Consider the following 3911-nt stretch of genomic DNA (forward strand, 5'->3'; position numbering starts at 1 on the left):
CAGGAGGCGACGCCGTTTTCAGAAAATCCCGAGGCGTTGTGCATCGGGTGATACCACTGTCCGTCAATTTCATAGGGCTGATTATAGGCAGCATTCAGGTCAGGAGACGGAGCATAACAGGACTGCCCGGTTGAATAGGCGGAATTGGTCAAGGCAGATCCATAGCCGTTGCCTGAAGAAGCATGCATCTGGCCGGGCATGCTGGCACAGCCAGCCAGGGCCGCAACAGCCAGGGTAAAAGTCCCCAATCGGAAAAACGGGAATGCCTGCTTCAAGCGCATGGAAATGCATGACCTCTATAGTGTCGTTTCTGCCAGTATAGGGCAGAGTCTTCAGAAAGTTCAAGTTTGGCATTGGGTTGCCAAACTTTTCTCATGTTCATATAGAACAATATTTCAAATCCTGCCGTATTCCCGGAACTTTTTATCAGCACCGCCGTCTGATCCATGTTAAAACTCCATCAGAGTTCGCCATGAATACTTTTACCAGCAGACGGTGCCCAGGTCATGACTGAGACTTCCGTCAAAATATTACCTTCGGGGCGGGCGCGCTGGTTGATTGTTATTCTTCTGCTCGGTTTTGCAGCCGTTCTTGCCCGGGATTTGCGTTTGCAGCTATTGGAGCATCAAACCTTAAGATCTCAGGGGCGCATGCGTTATTTGCGGACCTTACCGCTGCCCAGTGAGCGTGGCGTAATTACGGCCCGAAATGGCGAACCTTTAGCGGTCAATGTCAAAGCCGTCACTATCTGGGCCGACCCGGCCATTCTGGATAAACATCAAAATCATTGGGGCGCCATTGCTCAGGTTTTACATCTGAGTCCTGCCAGTTTTGCCGAAAGGGTTGCCGGAGGTGGGGCAGATTATGCCTATATTCTCCGGCAGGTTCCCCCCGCATTGGGAAAAAAGCTGGATGCACTGCAGGTTCCGGGTATTTATGTGCAAAACACCAGCCGCAGTTATTATCCGCTGGGTGCCGTCACTGCCCCCCTGTTAGGTATGGTCAACCTCCAGCATCAGGGAGGGACCGGACTGGAGCTGGGCTACAATCAGTGGTTGGCGGCGTATCCCGGCAAGGAACGGGTTTTGGAAGATGGTCATGGACAAATTGTGCATGTAGATAAAATTTTGCGTCTTCCCCGCGCCGGACATGCCTTGCAGCTCACCATCAATCCACAAATCCAGTATTGGGCCTATATGACCTTGCTGGCTGCCCAGCGTCATTTCGGGGCAAGTAACGGTTCGGCGGTGGTCATGGATGTGCGTACCGGACAGGTGCTCGCGATGGCCAGTGTTCCCAGTTGCAATCCCAATAATATCGGGAGTTGCAGCAATCCCATGGATTATGTGGATAACGCCGTCCATCAGGCTTTTGAGCCGGGATCGGTCATTAAACCTTTTGCCATTGCCGCCGCACTGGCTACGCATAGTGTGCGCCCAACGGCCCGTTTCAACGTGTCTCATCCCCTCTGGGTGGGGGGGTATCCGATTACCGATGACGTTACCCATCACATTTTGAATATTGAGCACATTCTCAAGTATTCCAGTTGTATTGGCACCGCCAAAATAGCTCTGAAGACGCCGCGTCGAGATATATATGCCATGTATCGGGCGGTGGGTTTTGGTGATGTTCCCCAGGTCGCTTTGCCAGGGACGACTTCGGGCGTTTTGCCCGCCTGGGAAGGTTGGGGAAAAGCACGCCACGCGACAATCTCTATTGGTTATGGAATATCTGTGACTACCCTGCAATTGGCAGATGCTTATGCGGCCATCGCCAATGGGGGCTTTCATATTCGTCCCGTGCTGGTAAAAGGGGAGCCCTTAGTCAAACGGCGGGTCATGCCTTTTTGGGTGGCCAACGATTTGCGACGCTGGTTGCGCAGTGTGGCAGAGCCCAATGGCACCGGTATTCTTGCGGCAATTCCCGGTTATGCAGTAGCAGGTAAAACCGGTACGGCAGATTTAGCCAACGGCAAGGATGGTTTTTTTCATCATCGCACCAATGCGACTTTTGTGGGCTTTGCTCCGGGACGTGATCCGCAACTGGTGATGGCGGTCACCCTGCGCGACAGCGATAAATTCTGGAATTTCGGGGGGGTCGAGGCGGCCCCAGTATTCCGGGTAACCATGGAGCATGCCTTGGAGCAACTGAATATTGGCCCGGAATGGTGTGGCAAATCGGTGTGTCGTCTGCGGGCGCCAAATATTACCACCGCACAGGCGGAAATCTGGTCGGAGGGCGGCGGAAACTAAGTGCCCTGCTGTTTGGCCAGCTTATGTAATTCTTCCACCCAGTTCTGCAATTTACGTAAATCGTTTCTGACCAGAATTCCCATGATCAGGCAGGAAAAAATCAGGACCCCCAACGCCGTCCACCACAAAAATGTAGGCATCCCAAAAATCAGGTTGACCAGAAACACTCCGGCAACTGGACCAAAAAGAAATACCGAAAGTAGCCATTCGCGCTGCAACACTTCACGAATGGCCGATTTCCGCAGAATTTGCGGATGCAAGGCAATATTGGCATCAGCCAGACGCACTGCCACGATATGCCCCTGCCGGACCAGCAAATCGGCATCAGATCCGCTTGGTAATGGCTCCATGCTTTGGCAAATGAGTGGGGTAACCGGAACGCCTTCCTCCTGCGGATGAAACTGATAGCTGCGAATGCTGCCCTCGCCCGAACTGAGAATGATGCCTGGCAGGGCGAGAGGGTGCTTGCAGAGGGTTTTCCCACCCTCAAGGTGCCCGCCGATATGTTCGATGGCGGGCATTGCGGACGGGGTATTCATCGCTGCTAAAGGCATAGACCTAGCGTGGTGTGCAGGTGTAACCCGCTGGACAGGCCGGAGGCTGTTGATACTGGGGTGCCGTTGGATTGCACACATAACCGGCCGGACAGGGGACGCTGCCCTGGGGCGCTGCGTAATAGCCGGGTTGCGGGGCAGGTGCTTGCTGTTGCTGATTGGAAAGACCATATCCGGCCAATCCACCCAGGCCTGCGCCAATGGCAGCACCCGCGAGCGGTGAACCGGTCTGGTTGCCAATGACTGCGCCAGCTACGGCGCCGAGCAGGGAGCCACCAGCTGTATTGGCCGTGGTGCCATTGCTGGCATAAGGATTGTTCGCACAACCCGCAAGGATCAGGGGGAAAGTAGCCGCTATCAACCATTTAGCAGTTTTCATGAGTGTTCAGCTCCTCTAAGCGTTTAATCATAATAGGCCGAGTTCACAGTATGGGACAAAGTTACATGGTTGTGCCACTGTAGCCAAGTACCTACAGCAGGAGTCTGATGAAAAGCGGGGCATCGTAGATGGAGCATTGTTCCCCGGAATTTTCGGGTATATTGTACATCAAACAATCATTCTGATTAATGTCCGCTGTTTTTGGAGGGAATTTATGTCTTTTTCGTCACGCCTTGCGACTGTGTCTGTGGTTTTGGCTCTGGGGCTGAGCGGTTGTACGGCCAGTTGGGCGCCACAAGTCAATCCGGTGCCTTATTATACTTACTATCCGGCTTCGCTGGCGGTGGTCACGGCAGCTGCAGAAAAGGCTTTGCCCCAGGCAGGCATGCAATTTACCGGAGCTAAACAAATCAGCCCGACCACCGTGGAAGTCCACGGCTATGATTCTGAGGGTAATGCTGTCCTTATTAATCTCACATCCAAGGGCGCTGCAGTTACCAAATTTTCAGCACGCATTGGCCTCTATGGACATCTTCAGGAAGTTCAGCAAATAGAACACTGGATGGGGCGCTACGTAGGACAAGCTATTAGCAGTAAATAGTATACATTTGTTTTTATTTCAGAAATAAAAAACGGCGGTTTCCCGCCGTATAGTGCTTGTTCCTAAGGTTTTACCAGATAGCTTCAGTCACCCGTCACCGGACGCCGTTCACCATCACCATAGAA

General features: G+C 53.0%; 4 protein-coding genes and 1 pseudogene. 2 read left to right on the top strand and 3 right to left on the bottom strand.

Translation table 11 applies throughout. The features are described from left to right. Window positions 1-281 (bottom strand): annotated as a pseudogene (locus AC2VLY_RS11305) (septal ring lytic transglycosylase RlpA family protein); the annotation flags it as partial. 225 nt (window positions 282-506) lie between these two features. Between AC2VLY_RS11305 and AC2VLY_RS11310 the strand changes: the two are divergent. Beyond that, window positions 507-2252 carry a peptidoglycan D,D-transpeptidase FtsI family protein gene (locus tag AC2VLY_RS11310; protein ID WP_486922302.1) on the top strand — a complete coding sequence of 582 codons (1746 nt, stop codon included), beginning with the start codon at window positions 507-509 and terminating at the stop codon, window positions 2250-2252. Here the strand turns inward: AC2VLY_RS11310 and AC2VLY_RS11315 are convergent. Both AC2VLY_RS11315 and AC2VLY_RS11320 read right to left on the bottom strand, forming a co-directional pair. Further along, entirely contained in the window at window positions 2249-2791 is a 543-nt protein-coding gene (locus AC2VLY_RS11315; RefSeq protein ID WP_300253496.1) for a hypothetical protein, read from the bottom strand. The two genes, AC2VLY_RS11310 and AC2VLY_RS11315, sit on opposite strands and share 4 nt — an antisense overlap. A 19-nt stretch (window positions 2792-2810) precedes the next feature. Continuing rightward, window positions 2811-3185 carry a glycine zipper domain-containing protein gene (locus AC2VLY_RS11320; protein ID WP_193649448.1) on the bottom strand — a complete coding sequence of 125 codons (375 nt, stop codon included), beginning with the start codon at window positions 3183-3185 and terminating at the stop codon, window positions 2811-2813. Window positions 3186-3399: 214 nt separating this feature from the next. Between AC2VLY_RS11320 and AC2VLY_RS11325 the strand changes: the two genes are divergently transcribed. After that, window positions 3400-3786, top strand: coding sequence for a hypothetical protein (locus AC2VLY_RS11325; protein ID WP_486894294.1), 387 nt, complete (start codon window positions 3400-3402; stop codon window positions 3784-3786). The last annotated feature ends 125 nt before the right edge of the window (window positions 3787-3911 follow it).

The organism is Acidithiobacillus sp. TH-A36 (genome assembly GCF_057473445.1).

Bases quoted from the DNA above. Each gene is read 5' to 3' on its own strand.
- AC2VLY_RS11310 (WP_486922302.1), top strand. From the start codon at position 507: ATGACTGAGACTTCCGTCAAAATATTACCTTCGGGGCGGGCGCGCTGG.
- AC2VLY_RS11320 (WP_193649448.1), bottom strand. From the start codon at position 3,185: ATGAAAACTGCTAAATGGTTGATAGCGGCTACTTTCCCCCTGATCCTT.
- AC2VLY_RS11315 (WP_300253496.1), bottom strand. From the start codon at position 2,791: ATGAATACCCCGTCCGCAATGCCCGCCATCGAACATATCGGCGGGCAC.
- AC2VLY_RS11325 (WP_486894294.1), top strand. From the start codon at position 3,400: ATGTCTTTTTCGTCACGCCTTGCGACTGTGTCTGTGGTTTTGGCTCTG.